This window comes from Rathayibacter festucae DSM 15932, from assembly GCF_004011135.1.
Taxonomy (GTDB): domain Bacteria; phylum Actinomycetota; class Actinomycetes; order Actinomycetales; family Microbacteriaceae; genus Rathayibacter; species Rathayibacter festucae.
In genome coordinates this window covers 1,812,677-1,829,803 of record NZ_CP028137.1, presented here as the reverse complement: position 1 = coordinate 1,829,803, position 17,127 = coordinate 1,812,677, and the positions used below count along the sequence as shown (strand labels likewise).

The window sequence follows — 17,127 nt, the reverse complement described above, 5'->3', positions numbered from 1 at the left end:
ATGCTGGTCGAGCAGCCGCGCATCGGCTGCCCATGCTGGTCGAGTAGCCCCGCAGGGGCGTATCGAGACCCACCGTGGTCAGCAGGCCGACTCTGCGGACTCCAGTCCCGGTGTCGGTGGATCTCGATACGCCCGCTCCGCGGGCTACTCGATCAGCATGGACCGCCCCACGTCCGCCTCCTTGCCGGCCGAGCACCCCCGCAGCGGCCCTCCATGCTGGTCGAGTAGCCGCGGAACCGCGTCTCGAGACCCGCCCCGCCCGCCTTGTCCAGCGCCGATGTCGAGCAGCCCCGTCTCGTAGACTGGACGCTGCCGTCGGCGGAAGTCGCCGCACAGAACAGGACTCGCGAACATGACCGACACCACCCCCACGTCCTCCTCCGCCTCGGAGCAGTTCGGCTCGAGCCGCGTCAAGCGCGGGCTCGCCGAGATGCTCAAGGGCGGCGTCATCATGGACGTCGTCAACGCCGAGCAGGCGCGCATCGCCGAGGACGCCGGAGCCGTCGCCGTGATGGCGCTCGAGCGCGTCCCCGCCGACATCCGCTCGCAGGGCGGCGTCGCGCGGATGAGCGACCCCGACCTCATCGACGGGATCGTCGCCGCCGTCTCCATCCCCGTGATGGCCAAGGCCCGCATCGGCCACTTCGTCGAGGCGCAGATCCTCCAGGAGCTCGGCGTCGACTACATCGACGAGTCCGAGGTCCTCTCGCCCGCCGACTATGTGAACCACATCGACAAGTGGAAGTTCACCGTCCCCTTCGTCTGCGGTGCCACCAACCTCGGCGAGGCCCTGCGCCGCATCACCGAGGGCGCGGCGATGATCCGCTCGAAGGGCGAGGCCGGCACCGGCGACGTCTCCGAGGCCACCAAGCACATCCGCACCATCTCGGCCGAGGTGAACCGCCTGAAGTCGCTGACCAAGGACGAGCTCTACGTCGCCGCGAAGGAGCTGCAGGCGCCCTACGAGCTGGTCGCCGAGATCGCGCAGACCGGCAAGCTCCCCGTCGTGCTCTTCACCGCCGGCGGCGTCGCCACCCCGGCCGACGCCGCGCTGATGATGCAGCTCGGCGCGGACGGCGTCTTCGTCGGCTCCGGCGTCTTCAAGTCGGGCGAGCCCGCGAAGCGCGCCGCCGCGATCGTCAAGGCGACGACGTTCTTCGACGACGCCAAGGTGGTCGCCGAGGCGTCCCGCGGTCTCGGCGAGGCGATGGTCGGCATCAACGTGGCCGACGTGCCCGCGCCGCACCGCCTCTCCGAGCGTGGCTGGTAGCGAGAGCGCGCCCGTCGCGGGCGAGGACGAGACCCGGGGGTCCCTCGCAGGGCTCCGGGTCGGCGTCCTCGCCCTGCAGGGCGACTTCCGCGAGCACGCGCACGTGCTGCGCGAGCTCGGCGCCGAGGTGGTGCTGGTGCGCCGTCCATCCGAGCTCGCCTCCGTCGCGGGTCTCGTGATCCCCGGCGGCGAGTCCACGGTGATGGACAAGCTCTCGCGCCTGTTCGGCCTCGCCGAGCCGGTGAAGGAGGCGATCGCCGCGGGTCTGCCGGTCTACGGCACCTGCGCCGGGCTGATCATGCTCGCCGACCGCGTGCTCGACCGCATCGACGGCCAGAGCAGCTTCGGCGGCCTGGACGTGACCGTCCGCCGGAACGCCTTCGGCAACCAGCTGGACTCCTTCGAGACCGACCTCGACATCGACGGCATCGGCGACCCGCCGATGCACGCGGTCTTCATCCGCGCCCCCGTCGTCGAGGAACTGGGGGAGCGGGCGCACGCCCTCGCCGCCCTCGCCGACGGCCGGGTCGTCGCCGTCGAGCAGGGCGCCCTGCTGGGCACCTCGTTCCACCCCGAGATCACCGGCGACTACCGCTTCCACGAGCTGTTCCTGCGCAAGGTCGCGGCGACCCGTTTCGGCGCCGACGCTTAGGGGCCGCGCCGGTCTCTTCGGCCGCTCACCCGCTTGCGCGGAGAGCGGGCCCGCGGGGACTGCTCAGACCTCGACGGTCGTGCTCCTCGCCGTGAGGTCGAAGCCTCTGGTATCCGCGACGTCCCCGGAGGAAGCTCCCCGCGTCGCTGCCCGGGCCGAGCCGGCGCCCGACGAAGGACTCGACGGCCGGGCGGTCGGCGGGACGGGCGCGGGGGCGCCGGGTGCGGAGGCGGCGGTCACCCGTGTCCTCCCGGCGACCGCCGCTGCGGAGCGCCGCGCGACTCCGGGCGACGCCTCGCGGTCGACGACGCCCTCGCAGCCGTCCGGATCGGACGTCCCTCGGCAGACGTGGTCGGGGTGGTCGTGGTGGCGGCCGATCATCGTGGTGCTCCTCGTCGTGGGTCGTCTGCAGCGCGGTGCGAGCGCTCCGGGCCACCGAGAGCCTGACGGCTGAGCGCCTGCACCGACGAACCCGTGGCGTGGACGGCGCGCTCTGGCGGGATCCGACACACGGATGTGGGCCATGCTCCTCCGTCGCCGCAGTCCTCGGCTCCTCCGGCCGGTCCCGGCCGTCGCTCAGACGTGGACGACGGTGCTCGCCGTCGGAGCGGCGAACCACGGGACGACGCGCCCCTGGTAGACGTGTCGCCGCACGGTGGCCGTCACGCGGTAAGTGCCCGTGGGGGACAGAGCCAGCCTCGTGAGGTAGCGGTTCACGCCGGTCACCTCCACGAAGGCGCCGTCGAGCGTGTAGGTGTTCCCGCCGCCGTAGGCGCCGGGCGGGAAGACGATGTAGCCGCTCCGAGGACCCGTGACCACGATCCCGGAGGCCCACGCCGTGACGTCCTGCTCGGTCGTGATGTCGATCTGCACCTCCTCGTCCAGCACGATCCTCGTCCCCGCGGGTCCGAAGCCGACCAGCGACAGGCTCGTCACGAAGCCGCCGGGGACACCGCGCTCCTCGTCGACCTGCACGCCGACCAGCGTCCTGCTGGCGACCGTCGGGACGCCCGGCGGGGTCGCGCCGGGGATGCTCCCTGAGCCTGGTCGCGCCAGGGAGGCGGCCGCGCCGGGTGCGGCGACCGCGGCGGCGATCACCGGACTCGCCCAGGCGAGTGCCAGGGTGGTCCTGCGGTCGATCCCGGGCCGGCGCGCGGGCCGGCCGACTCCTCCGTCGCTGTGCTGCTGATCGGCGGTCATGGTCTCTCCTGAGGTTCTTCGCGGGTTCGAGGGCGCGGACGGCGCCGACGGATCAGGTTGCCCGTGCGGGCGCAGAGGCGACGCATCGGTGGCGTGATCCGTGCTGGGTGGCGCTGATCGTGCCGCGGGCGCCCGCTCGCTCTCCGAACGGTGGCCGCCGATCACCTCGGCACGGCACAGTAGGGGGATGCCCGAACTCCCCGAAGTGCACGCGCTCGCCCGCGACCTCGACGAGCGCCTCGGCGGCCGCGTGCTGGAGCGCCTCGACGTGTTCGCGATCTCCGCGCTGAAGACCGTCGCGATCTCGCCGTCCTCGCTCGCGGGGGAGACGGTGCACGGGGTGAGCCGGCACGGCAAGTTCCTCGATCTCGCGATCGGCGACGTGCACGTGCTGCTGCACCTGGCCCGCGCGGGCTGGGTGCGCTGGCGCCCCGAGCGGCCGACCGCGCCGGTGAAGCCGGGCCGTGGCCCGCTCGCCGCGCGACTGATCCTCGACGACGGCTCCGGCTTCGACATCACCGAGGCCGGCACGAAGAAGAGCCTGGCGATCTCGATCGTGGCGGATCCGCGGGACGTGCCGGGTGTCGAGCGGCTCGGGCCGGACCCGCTCGACCCGGAGTTCACCCGCGAGATCCTCGGCGCGATCCTGGCGACCGCCGGCCGCGCCCAGCTCAAGGGCGTGCTGCGCGACCAGTCGCGGATCGCCGGGATCGGCAACGCCTACTCCGACGAGATCCTGCACGTCGCGAAGATGTCGCCGTTCAAGCCGGCCACGCTCACGCCGGAGGAGCTCGACCGCCTCTACACCGCGCTGCACTACACCCTCGAGGAGGCGCTCGCCCGGGCCGAGGGCCTGCACGCCGCCGATCTCAAGCGCGAGAAGAAGCTCGGGATGCGCGTGCACGGCCGCACCGGCGAGGCCTGCCCGGTCTGCGGCGACACGATCCGCCAGGTGATCTACTCCGACTCGACGCTGCAGTACTGCCCGACCTGCCAGACCGGCGGCAAGCCGCTGGCCGACCGCGTCCTCTCGCGCCTGCTCAAGTAGTGCGCCCGCCCGGATGCGCTCTCGACATCCCTCGGCCGTCGGAGACTCGGCCGGCTGTCAGAACTCCAGGACGGCGACCGCGGAGGGGCGGCCGTGGATGCCGGTCGCGTACGGGTCGGGACCCCGGTAGGTGGGCCCGCGGGTCACCCTCGCCTCCACCTCGTAGCGTCCCCTCGGCTCGGCGGCGAGCTCGCACACCGTGCCCGGCCCCGGATACGGGGCGGTGACCACCACGCTCCTGGTGCGGACCGTGTAGCTCGCGACCGTGGGGTAGACGCCGGCGGGGATCGTGATCGTGCCGGCCCGCGGACTCTCCGGAACGATCCCGTCCGGCCAGACCGCGACGTCGTGGTTGGAGCAGCTGACGCGCACCACCGCGTCCTGGGGGAGGACGACCGGTGTGCCCGGGGTCCCGGTCCCGTTGAGGTACACCTCGACCCGGAAGGCGCGCGGGGACTCCAGGCCGTCGGAGACGAGCCAGACGCCGAGGAAGGTGCCGTCCTCCTTCGGCGGCGTGGAGGCGGAGGCCGCGGGGGCCGCCACGGCGCCTGCGATCACCGGGACCGTCCAGACGACCGCGAGCGCCGACCGGCGCCCGATCCCCGGCGGACTCGCCCCGTCCTGTCCGGTCGTGTCGTCCCTCTGCGGGTCGTTCGTCATCGCGGTCCTCGTTCTCGTCTCGGCGGCGCGGCCCTGCGCCTGGATCACCTTCGCGAGAGGAGGGGGTGAGGGGCGAATCTGTGGCATCGAACGTGCCGCCTGGCGGGATCAGCCGCGAGGCGCGGTCTCGGCGGCGACTCCGGCCGTCCGCCGACAGCCTCCCCGCGGAGGACGGGATCTCCTCCGATCGACGCCGCAGGGCCGCCCGTTTTGCCCGACCTGCCGGACCGGCGAGAAGCCCGGGGCCGACCGCGTCCCTACCGCCTGCTGCGCCGACCGCCGGCGATCGTCAGATCGTGATCATGATGGTCTGCGACGGAAGTCCGTTTCCCTGCGTGACGGACGGGTCGGGACCGGGGTAGACCGGTCCGCTCGCCACCGCAACGGTCACGGGGAACGAGCCGGTCGGAGAGGCAGTGAACCCGGAGATCTGCTGTCCGAGCGGGTTCGCGAGGGAGAGGGGTCGACCGGCGATCTCGTAGGTGGTGATGATCGAGTACGGGCCCGCGGGGACGAGCAGGCGGCCCGCTCGGGGACTCTCGGCCACGATCCCGTCTCCCCAGTACGCGACGTCGCGCCCCGCCGTGATCCTGATCTCCGCAGCGCGCTCGAGCACGATCGACGATGCGGACGTCTCAGGGGCGTTGAGGAGGACCTCCGTCGCGAAGACACCGGAGCCGAGGTCTCGGACCCTCACACCCAGGAACGTTCCGATCATGGCCGGGGCGGGGGACGCCGAGGCTCCGGGAGCCGCGACCGCGGCGGCGACCACCGGTGTCGTCCACGCGGCCGCGACCGCGGTCCGCCGCGCGATACCCGGCGGAGGGGGCGATCGGAGCTCGTCGTCGTGCGGGTGGCGCTCATCGGGTGTCATCGGTGTCCTCGTTCTCGCTCGCGTCGACTGGTTCGGCAGGGTGCGACCCGGCTCGCCGGCCACTCTGTCGACGAGGAGCGGCCGGCGCCGAATCGCTGGCGCAGATCGTGCCGCTGGCTCGATCGGGCGATCTCGAGCGCACGGGTCCTGCCGTCAGATCGTGACCGTCCCTCTGAAGGACGGGCTCCCGTACACGGACTTCACGATCGGGTCCGACCCGCCGTACAGGGGCCCGCGGGTGACGGCGGCCGAGACGGCGAAGCTGCCGGTGGGGGACGCCGTGAGTCGGCAGAAGAAGGCCCTCCTGGCGACCGCGGCGAGTCTCCCCTCGGTCTGGTAGGTGCTGGTGATCGGGTGCGAGCCGGCCGGGATCGAGACGTGCCCGGCCCGCGGACCGTCCACCACGACGCCCTCGCCCCAGGAGGCGACGTCGTGCTCCGCGGTGATGTCCACGCGGACGTCCTCGCCGAAGACCAGGTCCGTCGCGGTCGTGGTCGCCGTCGTCGTGAGGAGGACGAGGACGACGAACCGGCCGTCGCCGGCACCGACGCCGATCGACACTCCGGCGAAGGCGCCGGCCGCGACCGGGGAGGCGGAGGCGCCGGGTGCGGCGACTGCCGCGGCGATCACCGGGGCGGACCAGGCGGCCGCGACCGCTGCGCGGCGTGCGACTCCCGAGGGGTGGATCGGCGGGCGAGGGTCGTCCTGCGGGTGCTGGCGGGCGGTCACACCGTGACCGTGGCCGTCGCGGACGACCGCCCGTAGATGCCGAGCAGAGCGGCCGATCCGGTGTCGATCGGGCCGCGTGCCACCTTGCCCGACACCGGGAAGGTTCCGGTCGGTGAGTCGGTCAGGCGCACGGTGAAGGGACTCTGCACAAGCGCGACCGACACGTCGTGGCCGTCACGCTGGTATCCGGTGTAGTTCGCGTACCGGCCGCCCGGGACGGCGATCCGGTGCGTGCCGGGCCAGGCCAGGCGGGCGTAGTCCGGCCACGCGACGGTGTCGTGCTCCAGGGTGATCTCCACCTCCCCGTCCTCCAGGAGCACGACGTCGGAGAGCAGGGGCGGGTTGCCCGGTCCGCTGGTCTGGAAGCGCGTCACGTACAGATTGACCACCACCTCCCGCGGGTTGTAGGAGCCGACGAGCAGTCCGAGGACGACTCTCGCGTCGGCGACAGGGCTCGGGGTCGACGCGGCGGCCCCCGGTGCTGCGACGGCAGCGGCGACCACGGGCGTGGTCCACGCGACCTGGATCAGCGATCTCCGTCCGACGCCGGCAGCGGTGGTCGCGGGACCGGGCCCGTGGGTGCGGTTCTGAGCTGTCATCGTCTCTCCTCGGGTCGTCGACCACCGTGAGGCCGCAGCGGGCCCGCGGCGGCCGCGGGGTCGTCCCGGTGAGCGTTCCGGGTGCCGGCCGGATCCGGCGAGTCCGTGGCACGGATCGCCCGATCTGTCCGATTCGCACCCGTTGTGCGCAGTCGCAGCGGTGCTCCTCCCTCGGGCGCGGCTCGGGCCGCCCCGCCCGGCGCTCGATTACACTGGACCAGCCATCAGCGGCGCCCGAGGGAGTCGCACGAACGAGATTTCCGAGGGAGCACCGTGTCCGGGCATTCCAAGTGGGCCACGACCAAGCACCAGAAGGCGATCAAGGACTCGCGCCGCGCGAAGTCCTTCGCCAAGCTGATCAAGAACATCGAGGTGGCCGCCAAGATCGGCGGCGCCGACATGTCCGGCAATCCGACGCTCGTCGACGCCGTGCAGAAGGCGAAGAAGACCTCGGTGCCGAACGACAACATCGACCGCGCGATCAAGCGCGGCGCGGGCCTCACCGGCGAGGTCATCGACTACACGACGATCATGTACGAGGCCTACGGCCCGAACGGCATCGCGCTGCTCGTCGAGTGCCTCACCGACAACAAGAACCGCGCCGCGGCGGACGTCCGCACCGCGATGACCCGCAACGGCGGCACCATGGCCGACCCGGGCAGCGTCGCCTACAACTTCGCGCGCAAGGGCGTCATCACCGTCCCGCACGGCGACGGCGTGACCGAGGACGACGTGCTCGGCGCGGTCCTCGACTTCGGCGTCGACGACGTCATCGACCACGGCGAGTCCTTCGAGGTCCGCACCGAGGCCGCCGAGCTCGTCCCGGCGCGCACGGCGCTCCAGGAGGCCGGCATCGACTACGACGCCGCCGACGTCGAGTTCGTCGCCTCGCTGCAGGTCGAGGCCGACGCCGAGACGGCGCGCAAGGTCTTCCGCCTGATCGACGCCCTCGAGGACTCGGACGACGTGCAGAACGTCTACACGAACCTCGACATCACGCCCGAGGTGCGGGCCGAGCTCGAGAACGACGAGGAGTGACCCGGTGACCCCGGCTCGTCCCGGGCGGGCGCGCTGATGCGCGTCCTCGGGATCGACCCGGGGCTCACCCGGTGCGGCGTCGGCATCGTCGACGTCGGCCGCGACCGGCGCGCGACGCTCGTGCACGTGAGCGTCCTCCGGACCCCCGCCGACGCGCCGCTGGAGCGCCGGCTGCTCGCCCTCGGCGACGGGATCGAGGCGCTGCTCGACGAGCACCGTCCCGAGGCCGTCGCGATCGAGCGCGTCTTCGCGCAGAACAACGTCAGCACCGTGATGGGCATCGCCCAGATCAGCGGCGTCGCCCTGGTCGCGGCCGCCCGCCGCGACCTCGTCGTCGGCATGCACACACCCAGCGAGGTCAAGGCCGCGGTCACCGGCTACGGATCGGCCGACAAGCGCCAGGTCACCACGATGATCCAGCGCATCCTCCGGCTCGACGCCCCGCCGAAGCCGGCCGACGCGGCCGACGCCCTCGCCCTCGCCGTCTGCCACGCCTGGCGCGGTCCCCTCGCCGCAGGCCCCGCCGCCGCCGAGGGGGAGACCGCGGCCCAGCGGGCCTGGCGCGCCGCGGAGGCCGCCACTCGAACGCCTGTTCGAGCCTCTAGACTGACGCGGTGATCTCCTCCCTCCGCGGCACCGTCCTCTCCGCTCGCGGGAGCCTCGCCGTCGTCGACGTTCACGGCGTCGGCTACGCGGTCAACGTCACGCCGCAGCACGCGCTCGAGCTGCGGGTCGGCGACGAGACCGTGCTGACGACGACGCTGATCGTCCGCGAGGACTCGCTGACCCTCTACGGCTTCCCGGACGAGGAGCAGCTCGAGATCTTCGAGCTGCTGATCGGCGTCACCGGCGTCGGCCCCAAGTCCGCGCTCGGCGTGCTCGGCGCGGTCGAGCCCGAGCGCATCGCCCAGGCCGTCGCCGACGAGGACGACGCCGTCTTCCGCAAGGTCTCCGGCATCGGCCCCAAGACCGCGAAGCTCATCATCCTGTCGCTCGCGGGCAAGCTCGCCGTCCGCCCGCGCGCCGCCCGCGGCTCCGGGCCGGGTGCGACGGCCGCGCAGAGCGTGCTCTCGGCACTCGTCGGCCTCGGCTGGCCCGAGCGCGTCGCCGCCGAGGTCGTCGACGAGATCCTGCTCGACGCCCAGGCCTCCGACGCCGCGAGCGTGCAGTCCCTGCTCCGCCTCGCCCTGGCCCGGCTCGGTCCGGCGGCGCGCTCGTGAGCGGCGACGACGTGATGGGCCCGGAGGTCGCCTCCGAGGCCGAGATCGCCTTCGAGGGCGCGCTCCGCCCGAAGAACCTCGGCGAGTTCGTCGGCCAGCGCAAGGTCCGCGGCCAGCTCGAGCTGCTGCTCAAGGCGGCGGCGATGCAGGGCCGCACGCCCGACCACATCCTGCTGGCCGGCCCGCCCGGCCTCGGCAAGACCACCCTCGCGATGATCGTGGCGGAGGAGAGCTCCTCGCCGCTGCGGATGTCCAGCGGCCCCGCGATCCAGCACGCCGGCGACCTGGCCGCCGTGCTCTCCTCGCTGCTGCCCGGCGAGATCCTCTTCATCGACGAGATCCACCGGATGGCGCGCTCCGCGGAGGAGATGCTCTACCTCGCGATGGAGGACTTCCGGATCGACATCATGGTCGGCAAGGGCGCCGGCGCGACCTCCGTCCCCCTGGATCTCGCGCCGTTCACCCTCGTCGGCGCGACCACGCGCTCGGGCCTCCTGCCGAATCCGCTGCGCGACCGCTTCGGCTTCACCGCCCACCTCGAGTTCTACGCCGAGGACGAGCTGCGCCAGGTGCTCACCCGCGCCGCGCGGCTGCTCGACCTCGACATCGACGGCGAGGCGGTCGCCGAGATCGCGGGCCGCTGCCGGGGCACCCCGCGCATCGCGAACCGCCTGCTGCGCCGGGTCCGCGACTTCGCGCTCGTCCACGGCGGCCGTGCCGACGTCACCGCGGTCCGCGCCGCACTCGACCTCTACGACGTCGACGAGCTCGGCCTCGACCGCCTCGACCGCGCCGTGATGGACATCGTGCTCACCCGCTTCGACGGCGGACCGGTCGGCCTCAACACGCTCGCGGTCTCCGTCGGCGAGGAGGCGGAGACGGTCGAGGCGGTCGTCGAGCCGTTCCTCGTCCGGATCGGGCTGCTCACCCGCACGCCGCGCGGCCGCGTCGCGACCCCGGCCGCGTACCGGCACTTCGGCGTGGATCCGCGCGGGGGAGCCGCCTCGGCCTCCCAGCGGCCCCTGTTCGGAGATGACCTATAATCTTCAAGGCCCGACGGGCCGCTCGATCCGCATGCGCCACCCCTTGTGTGCGCGGCGGATCACCCTCAACTCCGGAAGGCTCACCCATGGATCCGACGATCATCCTGCTCGTCCTGCTTCTCGCCGTGATGATCATCTTCATGTTCCGCAACAACAAGAAGCGGCAGCGCGACGCGGAGAAGATGAAGTCCGGGCTGGTCCCCGGTGTCGAGCTGATGACCGGCTCCGGCCTGTTCGGCACCGTCGTCTCGATCGACGACGACGAGAACAAGATCGTCATCGAGTCGACCCCCGGGACGCTCCTGACGATCCACCGTCAGGCCATCGCCCGCCTCATCGACCCGACCGAGAACGCGGTCGTCGCCGACGAGGACGAGGCCGAGTCCGTGGCAGCCGTCGAGTCGCCCGCGTTCGGCGAGCGCGACGCCGCGCACACGTCCGACCCGCTGGTCGACCCGGTCGAGCGCGACCGCAGGCCCGACGCGCAGTAGTCTCCAGGGCGGGCAGGGTGCATCGGCGCCCCGCCCGCCCTTCCACGTCCGGGGTGCGCCCCGGACCGAAGACCGTCGATCGGACGACAGGCGCGGCCCCCGGGGTCGGCGCCTGCGCGAGGATCGACGTCGACCGCAGAGCCAGCGTCGGCCGGAGAGCCGGCGCCGACCGAAGAAGAAGGTGAGCCCTGGGTGGCCGCATCAACCCCCGTCCGGAAGGCTCGGCGCTCGCTGAGCTGGCTCGGCGTCCTGATCCTCGCGCTCGTCGGCCTCAACGCCGCCGCCGTCGCCTTCGGCGGCGGCTCCTGGACGCCGAAGCTCGCGCTCGACCTCGAGGGCGGCACCCAGATCGTGCTCCAGCCCCAGCTCTCGGACGGCCAGACCGTCTCGTCCGAGCAGCTGACGCAGGCCGTCTCGATCATCCGCCAGCGGATCGACGCCGCGGGCGTCTCCGAGTCCGAGATCACGACCCAGGGCTCGAGCAACATCGTCGTCTCGATCCCGGGGACGCCGGACGACGCGACGCTGCAGCGCATCGAGGCCTCGGCGAAGCTCGACTTCCGCCCGGTGCTCGTCGCCAGCCAGGCGACCAACAGCTCGGTCGGCGGCGATTCGACCGCCTCGCCCACGCCGACCCCGGTCGACCCCTCGCTCGCCACCGAGCCGACGGCCGCGCCGACCAGCGCGAGCGACCTCGCCTACATCACGCCGGCGCTCGAGGCGCAGTACACCTCTTTCGACTGCGCGTTCCTGAACGACCAGGACCCGAATCTCGCGCCGGCCGATCAGCCCCTGATCACCTGCGACGACAACGACACGGCGAAGTACATCCTCGGGCCCGTCGAGATCACCGGCGAGGACATCTCCGATGCCTCGAACGGCCTGATGACGACGTCCTCCGGCGCCAGCACCGGCACCTGGGCCGTCAACCTCTCCTTCGACGACCAGGGCACCCAGGCCTTCGGCGACGTCACCTCGCGCCTCGTCGGCCTGCAGGGGGCGCAGAACCAGTTCGCGATCGTCCTCGACGGCCGCGTCATCTCGGCGCCCTCCACCAACGCGGCGATCACCGACGGCAACGCTCAGATCTCCGGCTCCTTCACCCAGGAGTCGTCGAAGACCCTCGCCGATCAGCTGAAGTACGGCGCCCTGCCGATCGGCTTCCAGGTGCAGAGCTCCGACAGCATCTCCGCGACGCTCGGCTCGACCCAGCTCGCCAGCGGCCTGCTCGCGGGCCTGATCGGCCTCATCCTCGTCGTCGTCTACTCGATCGCGCAGTACCGCGTGCTCGGCGCGGTGACCATCGCGTCGCTGATGGTGGCGGCGATCGTCACCTACCTCGTCGTCACCCTGCTCTCCTGGCGGGAGGGACTCCGCCTCTCGCTCGCGGGAGTCGCGGGTCTGATCGTGGCGATCGGCATCACGGCGGACTCGTTCATCGTCTACTTCGAGCGGATCCGCGACGAGCTGCGCGACGGCCGCGGACTCGAGTCCTCGGTCGAGGCCGGCTGGCGGCGCGCGCTGCGCACGATCTTCGCCTCCGACATGGTGAACCTGCTCGCCGCCGTCGTGCTCTTCGCCCTCGCGGTCGGCAGCGTCCGCGGCTTCGCGCTCACGCTCGGCATCACGACGCTGATCGACCTCGTGGTGGTGATCCTCTTCACCCACCCGATGCTGCAGCTGCTCGCGACGACCAGGTTCTTCTCCGAGGGGCACAAGGCCTCCGGACTGGATCCGCGCGCACTCGGCGCGGTCTACCGCGGCCGAGCGGCGTTCCGTCCGCAGGACGCCGTGCTCGCCGGCAAGGGCGCCTCGGGCAAGGGCTCCTCCGCCGCCCGCGAGGCCGCCCGCCGCCAGACCATCGCCGAGCGCAAGGCCGCCGAGGCGGCCGCCGCGCGCAGCTCCTCGAACGACTCGAACGGGAAGGACGCGTGATGGCCAGCTTCTCGCAGTTCGGAAACGACCTCTACACCGGCAAGCGCTCGGTCGACTTCGTCGGTCGCCGGCGCACCTGGTACCTCATCTCGATCGCGATCATCCTGCTCACCGTGCTCGGCACGGCGGCGCGCGGTGGCTTCAACTTCAGCATCGAGTTCACCGGCGGCTCGGAGTTCACGGTCACCTCACCGGAGAACCTGGACCAGACCGCCGCGACGGACGCCGTCACCTCGGTCTCGCCCGACGCCGTCCCGCGCGTCTCGATCGTCGGCGACGACTCGATCCGGGTGCAGACCAGCCAGCTGTCGACCGACGAGTCGACCCAGGTCCGCAACGCGCTGTCCGAGGCGTACTCCGTCCCGACGGAGCAGGTCGCGTCGTCCTTCATCGGCGCCGCCTGGGGCTCGGACGTCACGCAGCAGGCCGTCCGCGGCCTGATCATCTTCGTGATCCTCGCCGCCCTGGCGATGTGGGCCTACTTCCGGACCTGGAAGATGTCCCTCGCCGCGATCGTCGCGCTCCTGCACGACCTCGTGATCGTGGCCGGCGTCTACGGCATCACCGGGACGGAGGTCTCGCCGGCGGCGGTCATCGGACTGCTCACCATCCTCGGCTACTCGCTCTACGACACGGTCGTCGTCTTCGACAAGATCCGCGAGAACACCGCGGAGGCGCTCGGCAGCACCACCAAGACCTTCTCCGAGACGGTCAACCTCGCCGAGAACCAGACGCTGGTGCGCTCGATCAACACCTCGATCGTCGCGGCCCTGCCGGTCGCCGCGATCCTCGTGATCGGCGCCTTCGTCCTCGGTGCCGGCACGCTGCGCGACATCTCGCTCGCGCTGCTGATCGGCATCATCGTCGGCACCTACTCGACGATCTTCGTCGCCGCCCCGCTCTACGCCCAGCTGCGCAGCGGCGAGGCCGAGATCGGCAAGCACGACAAGCGGGTCGTCTCGGCCCGCGAGCGCGCCGCGACCCCCGTCGTCCAGGGCTGATCGTGGCCGACTACGCACAGGTCACCGCCGCGGACGCGATCGGCCTCGTCGAGCGCGACGAGGTCTGGCTGCTCGACGTGCGCGAGCCGCACGAGTGGGCGCTCGGGCACGCCGCAGCGGCGCACCACATCCCGATGGGCAGCATCGGCGAGCGGCAGGACGAGCTCCCGCGCGACGCGGCGATCCTCGTCGTCTGCCACTCCGGCGTCCGCTCGGCCATGGTCGTCCAGGCGCTCGACGGCGCCGGCTACGAGACGGCGAATATCGAGGCCGGGATGACCGCCTGGGCGGCCGCTGGTGGCGAGGTCGTCGACGATGAGGGACGTCCGGGCCGGATCGACTGACCGCGGGCCTGTCCGCTCCCGGCGGACCGGTCACGAGGCGCCCCGCGACGGGCGATAATGAGGCGATGGAGATCTCCGCGTGAGCGACACCACGACCACGTCCTCGACCGCCGCCCTGCGCCGGCTGGTCCCGCGGATCTTCTCGCGCGCACAGCCCTCCGGGGCGGTCGACACGCTCGTCCGGACGGTGCGGACGCACCACCCCAAGAGCGACATCGCGCTGATCGAGCGGGCCTACTCGGTCGCCGAGCGTGCGCACGCGAACCAGAAGCGCCGCAGCGGCGAGCCGTACATCACGCATCCGCTCGCCGTCGCGCAGATCCTCGCCGACCTCGGCATCGGCTCGAAGACCATCGCCGCCGCGCTGCTGCACGACACCGTCGAGGACACCGACTACAAGCTCGACGAGCTCCGAGCCGACTTCGGCGACGAGGTCGCGATGCTGGTGGACGGCGTCACCAAGCTCGACAAGGTCAAGTACGGCGACAGCGCGCAGGCCGAGACCGTCCGCAAGATGATCGTGGCGATGTCGAAGGACATCCGCGTGCTCATCATCAAGCTGGCCGACCGCCTGCACAACGCGCGCACCTGGGGCTTCGTCCCCGCCGAGTCCGCGGCCCGCAAGGCGACCGAGACCCTCGAGATCTACGCGCCGCTCGCGAACCGCCTCGGCATCCAGGCGATCAAGTGGGAGCTCGAGGACCTGTCCTTCGCGGTGCTCTACCCCAAGATCTACAACGAGATCGAGAGCCTCGTGAAGGTGCGGACCCCGCAGCGCGAGGAGTTTGTCCAGAGCATCATCGACCTCATCGGCGAGGACCTGCGGGCGGGCAAGATCCGCGGCCGCGTCGTCGGCCGGCCGAAGCAGTACTACTCGATCTACCAGAAGATGGTGGTCCGTGGCCGCGACTTCGACGAGATCTACGACCTGGTCGGCATCCGCGTCCTCGTCAACTCGGTGCGCGACTGCTACGCCGTGCTCGGCTCGATCCACGCGCGCTGGAGCCCGATGCCCGGCCGCTTCAAGGACTACATCGCGACGCCGAAGTTCAACCTGTACCAGTCGCTGCACACCACGGTGATCGGGCCGAAGGGCCGCGCGGTCGAGATCCAGATCCGCACCAACGAGATGCACCAGCACGCCGAGTTCGGCATCGCGGCGCACTGGAAGTACAAGGAGCAGATGGCGACGGGCAAGGTCGCCTCCGGTTCGAACGACACCGACCTCGCCTGGCTCGCGCACCTCTCCGACTGGCAGTCCGAGACGACCGACCCGAACGAGTTCCTCGACTCCCTCCGCTTCGAGATCGGTGCGAAGGAGGTCTACGTCTTCACGCCCAAGGGGCGCGTCATCGGCCTGCCGACCGGCGCGACCCCGGTCGACTTCGCCTACGCCGTGCACACCGAGGTCGGCCACCGCACCATGGGTGCCAAGGTCAACGGGCGGCTCGTGCCGCTCGAGTCCTCGCTGACCACGGGCGACGTCGTCGAGGTCTTCACCTCGAAGAACCCGGACTCCGGCCCCAGCCAGGACTGGCTGAACTTCGTGCAGAGCCCGCGGGCCCGCAACAAGATCCGCCAGTGGTTCACCAAGGAGCGCCGCGACGAGGCGATCGAGCAGGGCAAGGACTCCATCGCGCGGGCCATGCGCAAGCAGAACCTGCCGCTGCAGAAGCTGATGAGCCAGGACACCTTCACCGAGGTGGCCAGCCAGCTGCGCTACAACGACGTCGAGGCGCTCTACGCCGCGGTCGGCGAGGGGCACGTCTCCACGCAGTCGGTGCTGGAGAAGGTCGTCGCGACCATCCAGGGCGACCCGGAGTCGGACGAGCACGAGGTCACCCTCCCGCGCTCTCCGCGTCCGCGCAGCCGCAGCAGCGAGTCCGGGGTCCTGGTCAAGGGCGCGCCGGACATCCTGGTCAAGCTCGCGAAGTGCTGCACCCCGGTGCCGGGCGATCAGATCGTCGGCTTCGTCACCCGCGGTGCCGGCGTCTCGGTGCACCAGGCCAACTGCCACAACGTGCAGGAGCTGCTCAAGGAGCCGGAGCGGATCGTCGACGTCGAGTGGGCGCCGTCCTCGAAGAGCATCTTCCTGGTGCAGATCCAGGTCGAGGCGCTCGACCGGTCCGGCCTGCTCAGCGACGTCACGCGCGTGCTCTCCGAGCACCACGTGAACATCCTGTCGGCCACGGTCTCCACCTCCAGCGACCGACTGGCGATCAGCCGGTTCGTGTTCGAGATGGGCGACACGACGCACCTCGACCGGGTGCTCAACGCCGTCCGCAGGATCGACGCGGTCTACGACGTCTACCGGGTGAACGCGGGCTGATCGCCCGGCGCCGCCGGCGCAGTACCCGGGCTCAGGGCCGGGTCAGCCGAGCGCCGCGGTCAGGCGGAGCAGGGCGATCCGGCGGCTCGAGACGGGAGGGCCGCTGTCCAATCGCTCGAGCACCCGCTCGAGCGAGACACCGGTGACGGCCGCCAGACTGCGCAGGAGATCGTCGTCGCAGGTGCTGCGGGTGCGCGCCAGATCGATCAGGGTCCGCTCGGGGGTCGTGACGGAGCAGCCGCCGAGGAGCACGACGTCCTCGTCGGTGAGCCGGACCTCGTGGAAGCGCACCCGCGCGAGCATCGGCGGGTGCAGCCGGTTCCGTCGGTCGATGGAGGCGCTGTGTACCGGGGGAGCGGCGGGCATCGCGCCGTGCACCCAGGCCGCCGACAGCCGGTCCGCCACCGCCTTCGACGGGACGACCGCCCGCAGCGCCGCGCCGCGCTCGGCCGGGCCGACCGGCAGATCGGCGAGGAGGAAGCCCTCGTCGAGCGCGACGACCTCGCCGTCGAGACGGGCGGCGCAGAGCTCCGCGAGCGGCAGCTGCCCCGGGAGCAGCACGGAGGGGAGAAGGCGCGTCATCCGCCCATGCTGGCCGAGCCGCCGTCCCCGCGGGACAGCCGCGGCACATCTGTGGACGGACCCGCCCGAGCCGGCGTCGTGCGGTTCCCGCCGGCGAGCGGTGGGTCTCGAT

General features: G+C 71.8%; 18 protein-coding genes. 12 read left to right on the top strand and 6 right to left on the bottom strand.

Features of this window, described 5'->3' with window-relative positions; genetic code table 11:
- Window positions 1-352 precede the first annotated feature (352 nt).
- Together pdxS and pdxT are read left to right on the top strand one after the other, a co-directional pair.
- Window positions 353-1,270, top strand: a complete 918-nt coding sequence (pdxS, locus tag C1I64_RS08555) for a pyridoxal 5'-phosphate synthase lyase subunit PdxS (protein WP_123446185.1) — start codon at window positions 353-355, stop codon at window positions 1,268-1,270.
- A complete protein-coding gene (gene pdxT, locus C1I64_RS08550; RefSeq protein ID WP_127886921.1) occupies window positions 1,260-1,922 on the top strand; it encodes a pyridoxal 5'-phosphate synthase glutaminase subunit PdxT in 663 nt (220 codons plus the stop codon). Before pdxS ends, pdxT begins: the two co-directional genes overlap by 11 nt.
- Window positions 1,923-2,498: 576 nt before the next feature.
- Here the strand turns inward: pdxT and C1I64_RS08545 are convergent.
- Window positions 2,499-3,122 carry a hypothetical protein gene (locus C1I64_RS08545; RefSeq protein WP_127886920.1) on the bottom strand — a complete coding sequence of 208 codons (624 nt, stop codon included), beginning with the start codon at window positions 3,120-3,122 and terminating at the stop codon, window positions 2,499-2,501.
- A 187-nt stretch (window positions 3,123-3,309) separates the two neighbouring features.
- On the opposite strand from C1I64_RS08545, the gene C1I64_RS08540 reads away from it, so the two are divergent.
- Window positions 3,310-4,170 (top strand): Fpg/Nei family DNA glycosylase, encoded by an 861-nt coding sequence (locus C1I64_RS08540; RefSeq protein ID WP_127886919.1) that lies wholly within the window; start codon window positions 3,310-3,312, stop codon window positions 4,168-4,170.
- Window positions 4,171-4,227: 57 nt separating this feature from the next.
- On the opposite strand, the gene C1I64_RS08535 is transcribed toward C1I64_RS08540, so the two are convergent.
- The 4 genes from C1I64_RS08535 to C1I64_RS08520 all read right to left on the bottom strand — a co-directional run bounded on the left by C1I64_RS08535 (window position 4,228) and on the right by C1I64_RS08520 (window position 7,032).
- Window positions 4,228-4,830, bottom strand: coding sequence for a hypothetical protein (locus C1I64_RS08535; protein WP_127886918.1), 603 nt, complete (start codon window positions 4,828-4,830; stop codon window positions 4,228-4,230).
- Window positions 4,831-5,119: 289 nt separating this feature from the next.
- The gene (locus tag C1I64_RS08530) at window positions 5,120-5,704 is read right to left on the bottom strand and encodes a hypothetical protein (protein WP_127886917.1); all 585 of its coding nucleotides are present in this window, start codon (window positions 5,702-5,704) and stop codon (window positions 5,120-5,122) included.
- 153 nt (window positions 5,705-5,857) lie between these two features.
- Window positions 5,858-6,433 (bottom strand): hypothetical protein, encoded by a 576-nt coding sequence (locus C1I64_RS08525; RefSeq protein ID WP_127886916.1) that lies wholly within the window; start codon window positions 6,431-6,433, stop codon window positions 5,858-5,860.
- Window positions 6,430-7,032, bottom strand: a complete 603-nt coding sequence (locus tag C1I64_RS08520; RefSeq protein WP_127886915.1) for a hypothetical protein — start codon at window positions 7,030-7,032, stop codon at window positions 6,430-6,432. The genes C1I64_RS08525 and C1I64_RS08520 overlap by 4 nt, the downstream gene beginning before the upstream one ends.
- A 273-nt stretch (window positions 7,033-7,305) precedes the next feature.
- Between C1I64_RS08520 and C1I64_RS08515 the strand changes: the two genes are divergently transcribed.
- From C1I64_RS08515 to C1I64_RS08475, 9 genes are all read left to right on the top strand, one after another.
- Entirely contained in the window at window positions 7,306-8,070 is a 765-nt protein-coding gene (locus C1I64_RS08515; RefSeq protein ID WP_123446193.1) for a YebC/PmpR family DNA-binding transcriptional regulator, read from the top strand.
- A 36-nt stretch (window positions 8,071-8,106) separates the two neighbouring features.
- A complete protein-coding gene (gene ruvC / locus C1I64_RS08510; RefSeq protein ID WP_123733041.1) occupies window positions 8,107-8,688 on the top strand; it encodes a crossover junction endodeoxyribonuclease RuvC in 582 nt (193 codons plus the stop codon).
- On the top strand, window positions 8,685-9,290 hold the full coding sequence (ruvA, locus tag C1I64_RS08505; protein WP_123704431.1) for a Holliday junction branch migration protein RuvA: 606 nt from the start codon (window positions 8,685-8,687) through the stop codon (window positions 9,288-9,290). The genes ruvC and ruvA overlap by 4 nt, the downstream gene beginning before the upstream one ends.
- A 14-nt stretch (window positions 9,291-9,304) precedes the next feature.
- Entirely contained in the window at window positions 9,305-10,333 is a 1,029-nt protein-coding gene (ruvB, locus tag C1I64_RS08500; protein ID WP_123446196.1) for a Holliday junction branch migration DNA helicase RuvB, read from the top strand.
- 86 nt (window positions 10,334-10,419) lie between these two features.
- Window positions 10,420-10,824, top strand: a complete 405-nt coding sequence (gene yajC / locus C1I64_RS08495; RefSeq protein WP_123704427.1) for a preprotein translocase subunit YajC — start codon at window positions 10,420-10,422, stop codon at window positions 10,822-10,824.
- Window positions 10,825-11,016: 192 nt separating this feature from the next.
- Window positions 11,017-12,759, top strand: a complete 1,743-nt coding sequence (gene secD / locus C1I64_RS08490) for a protein translocase subunit SecD (protein WP_127886914.1) — start codon at window positions 11,017-11,019, stop codon at window positions 12,757-12,759.
- Complete coding sequence (secF, locus tag C1I64_RS08485; protein ID WP_123446199.1) at window positions 12,759-13,760, top strand: protein translocase subunit SecF; 1,002 nt, start codon at window positions 12,759-12,761, stop codon at window positions 13,758-13,760. The genes secD and secF overlap by 1 nt, the downstream gene beginning before the upstream one ends.
- A 2-nt stretch (window positions 13,761-13,762) precedes the next feature.
- A complete protein-coding gene (locus C1I64_RS08480; protein ID WP_123733043.1) occupies window positions 13,763-14,104 on the top strand; it encodes a rhodanese-like domain-containing protein in 342 nt (113 codons plus the stop codon).
- Window positions 14,105-14,183: 79 nt separating this feature from the next.
- On the top strand, window positions 14,184-16,433 hold the full coding sequence (locus C1I64_RS08475; RefSeq protein WP_123446201.1) for a RelA/SpoT family protein: 2,250 nt from the start codon (window positions 14,184-14,186) through the stop codon (window positions 16,431-16,433).
- 42 nt (window positions 16,434-16,475) lie between these two features.
- On the opposite strand, the gene C1I64_RS08470 is transcribed toward C1I64_RS08475, so the two are convergent.
- A complete protein-coding gene (locus C1I64_RS08470; RefSeq protein ID WP_127886913.1) occupies window positions 16,476-17,015 on the bottom strand; it encodes a type IV toxin-antitoxin system AbiEi family antitoxin in 540 nt (179 codons plus the stop codon).
- Window positions 17,016-17,127: the final 112 nt, after the last annotated feature.

Coding starts and splice junctions, on each gene's coding strand:
- pdxS (WP_123446185.1), top strand. CDS start 353: ATGACCGACACCACCCCCACGTCCTCCTCCGCCTCGGAGCAGTTCGGC.
- C1I64_RS08545 (WP_127886920.1), bottom strand. CDS start 3,122: ATGACCGCCGATCAGCAGCACAGCGACGGAGGAGTCGGCCGGCCCGCG.
- C1I64_RS08540 (WP_127886919.1), top strand. CDS start 3,310: ATGCCCGAACTCCCCGAAGTGCACGCGCTCGCCCGCGACCTCGACGAG.
- C1I64_RS08535 (WP_127886918.1), bottom strand. CDS start 4,830: ATGACGAACGACCCGCAGAGGGACGACACGACCGGACAGGACGGGGCG.
- C1I64_RS08530 (WP_127886917.1), bottom strand. CDS start 5,704: ATGACACCCGATGAGCGCCACCCGCACGACGACGAGCTCCGATCGCCC.
- C1I64_RS08520 (WP_127886915.1), bottom strand. CDS start 7,032: ATGACAGCTCAGAACCGCACCCACGGGCCCGGTCCCGCGACCACCGCT.
- ruvC (WP_123733041.1), top strand. CDS start 8,107: ATGCGCGTCCTCGGGATCGACCCGGGGCTCACCCGGTGCGGCGTCGGC.
- ruvB (WP_123446196.1), top strand. CDS start 9,305: ATGGGCCCGGAGGTCGCCTCCGAGGCCGAGATCGCCTTCGAGGGCGCG.
- yajC (WP_123704427.1), top strand. CDS start 10,420: ATGGATCCGACGATCATCCTGCTCGTCCTGCTTCTCGCCGTGATGATC.
- secF (WP_123446199.1), top strand. CDS start 12,759: ATGGCCAGCTTCTCGCAGTTCGGAAACGACCTCTACACCGGCAAGCGC.
- C1I64_RS08470 (WP_127886913.1), bottom strand. CDS start 17,015: ATGACGCGCCTTCTCCCCTCCGTGCTGCTCCCGGGGCAGCTGCCGCTC.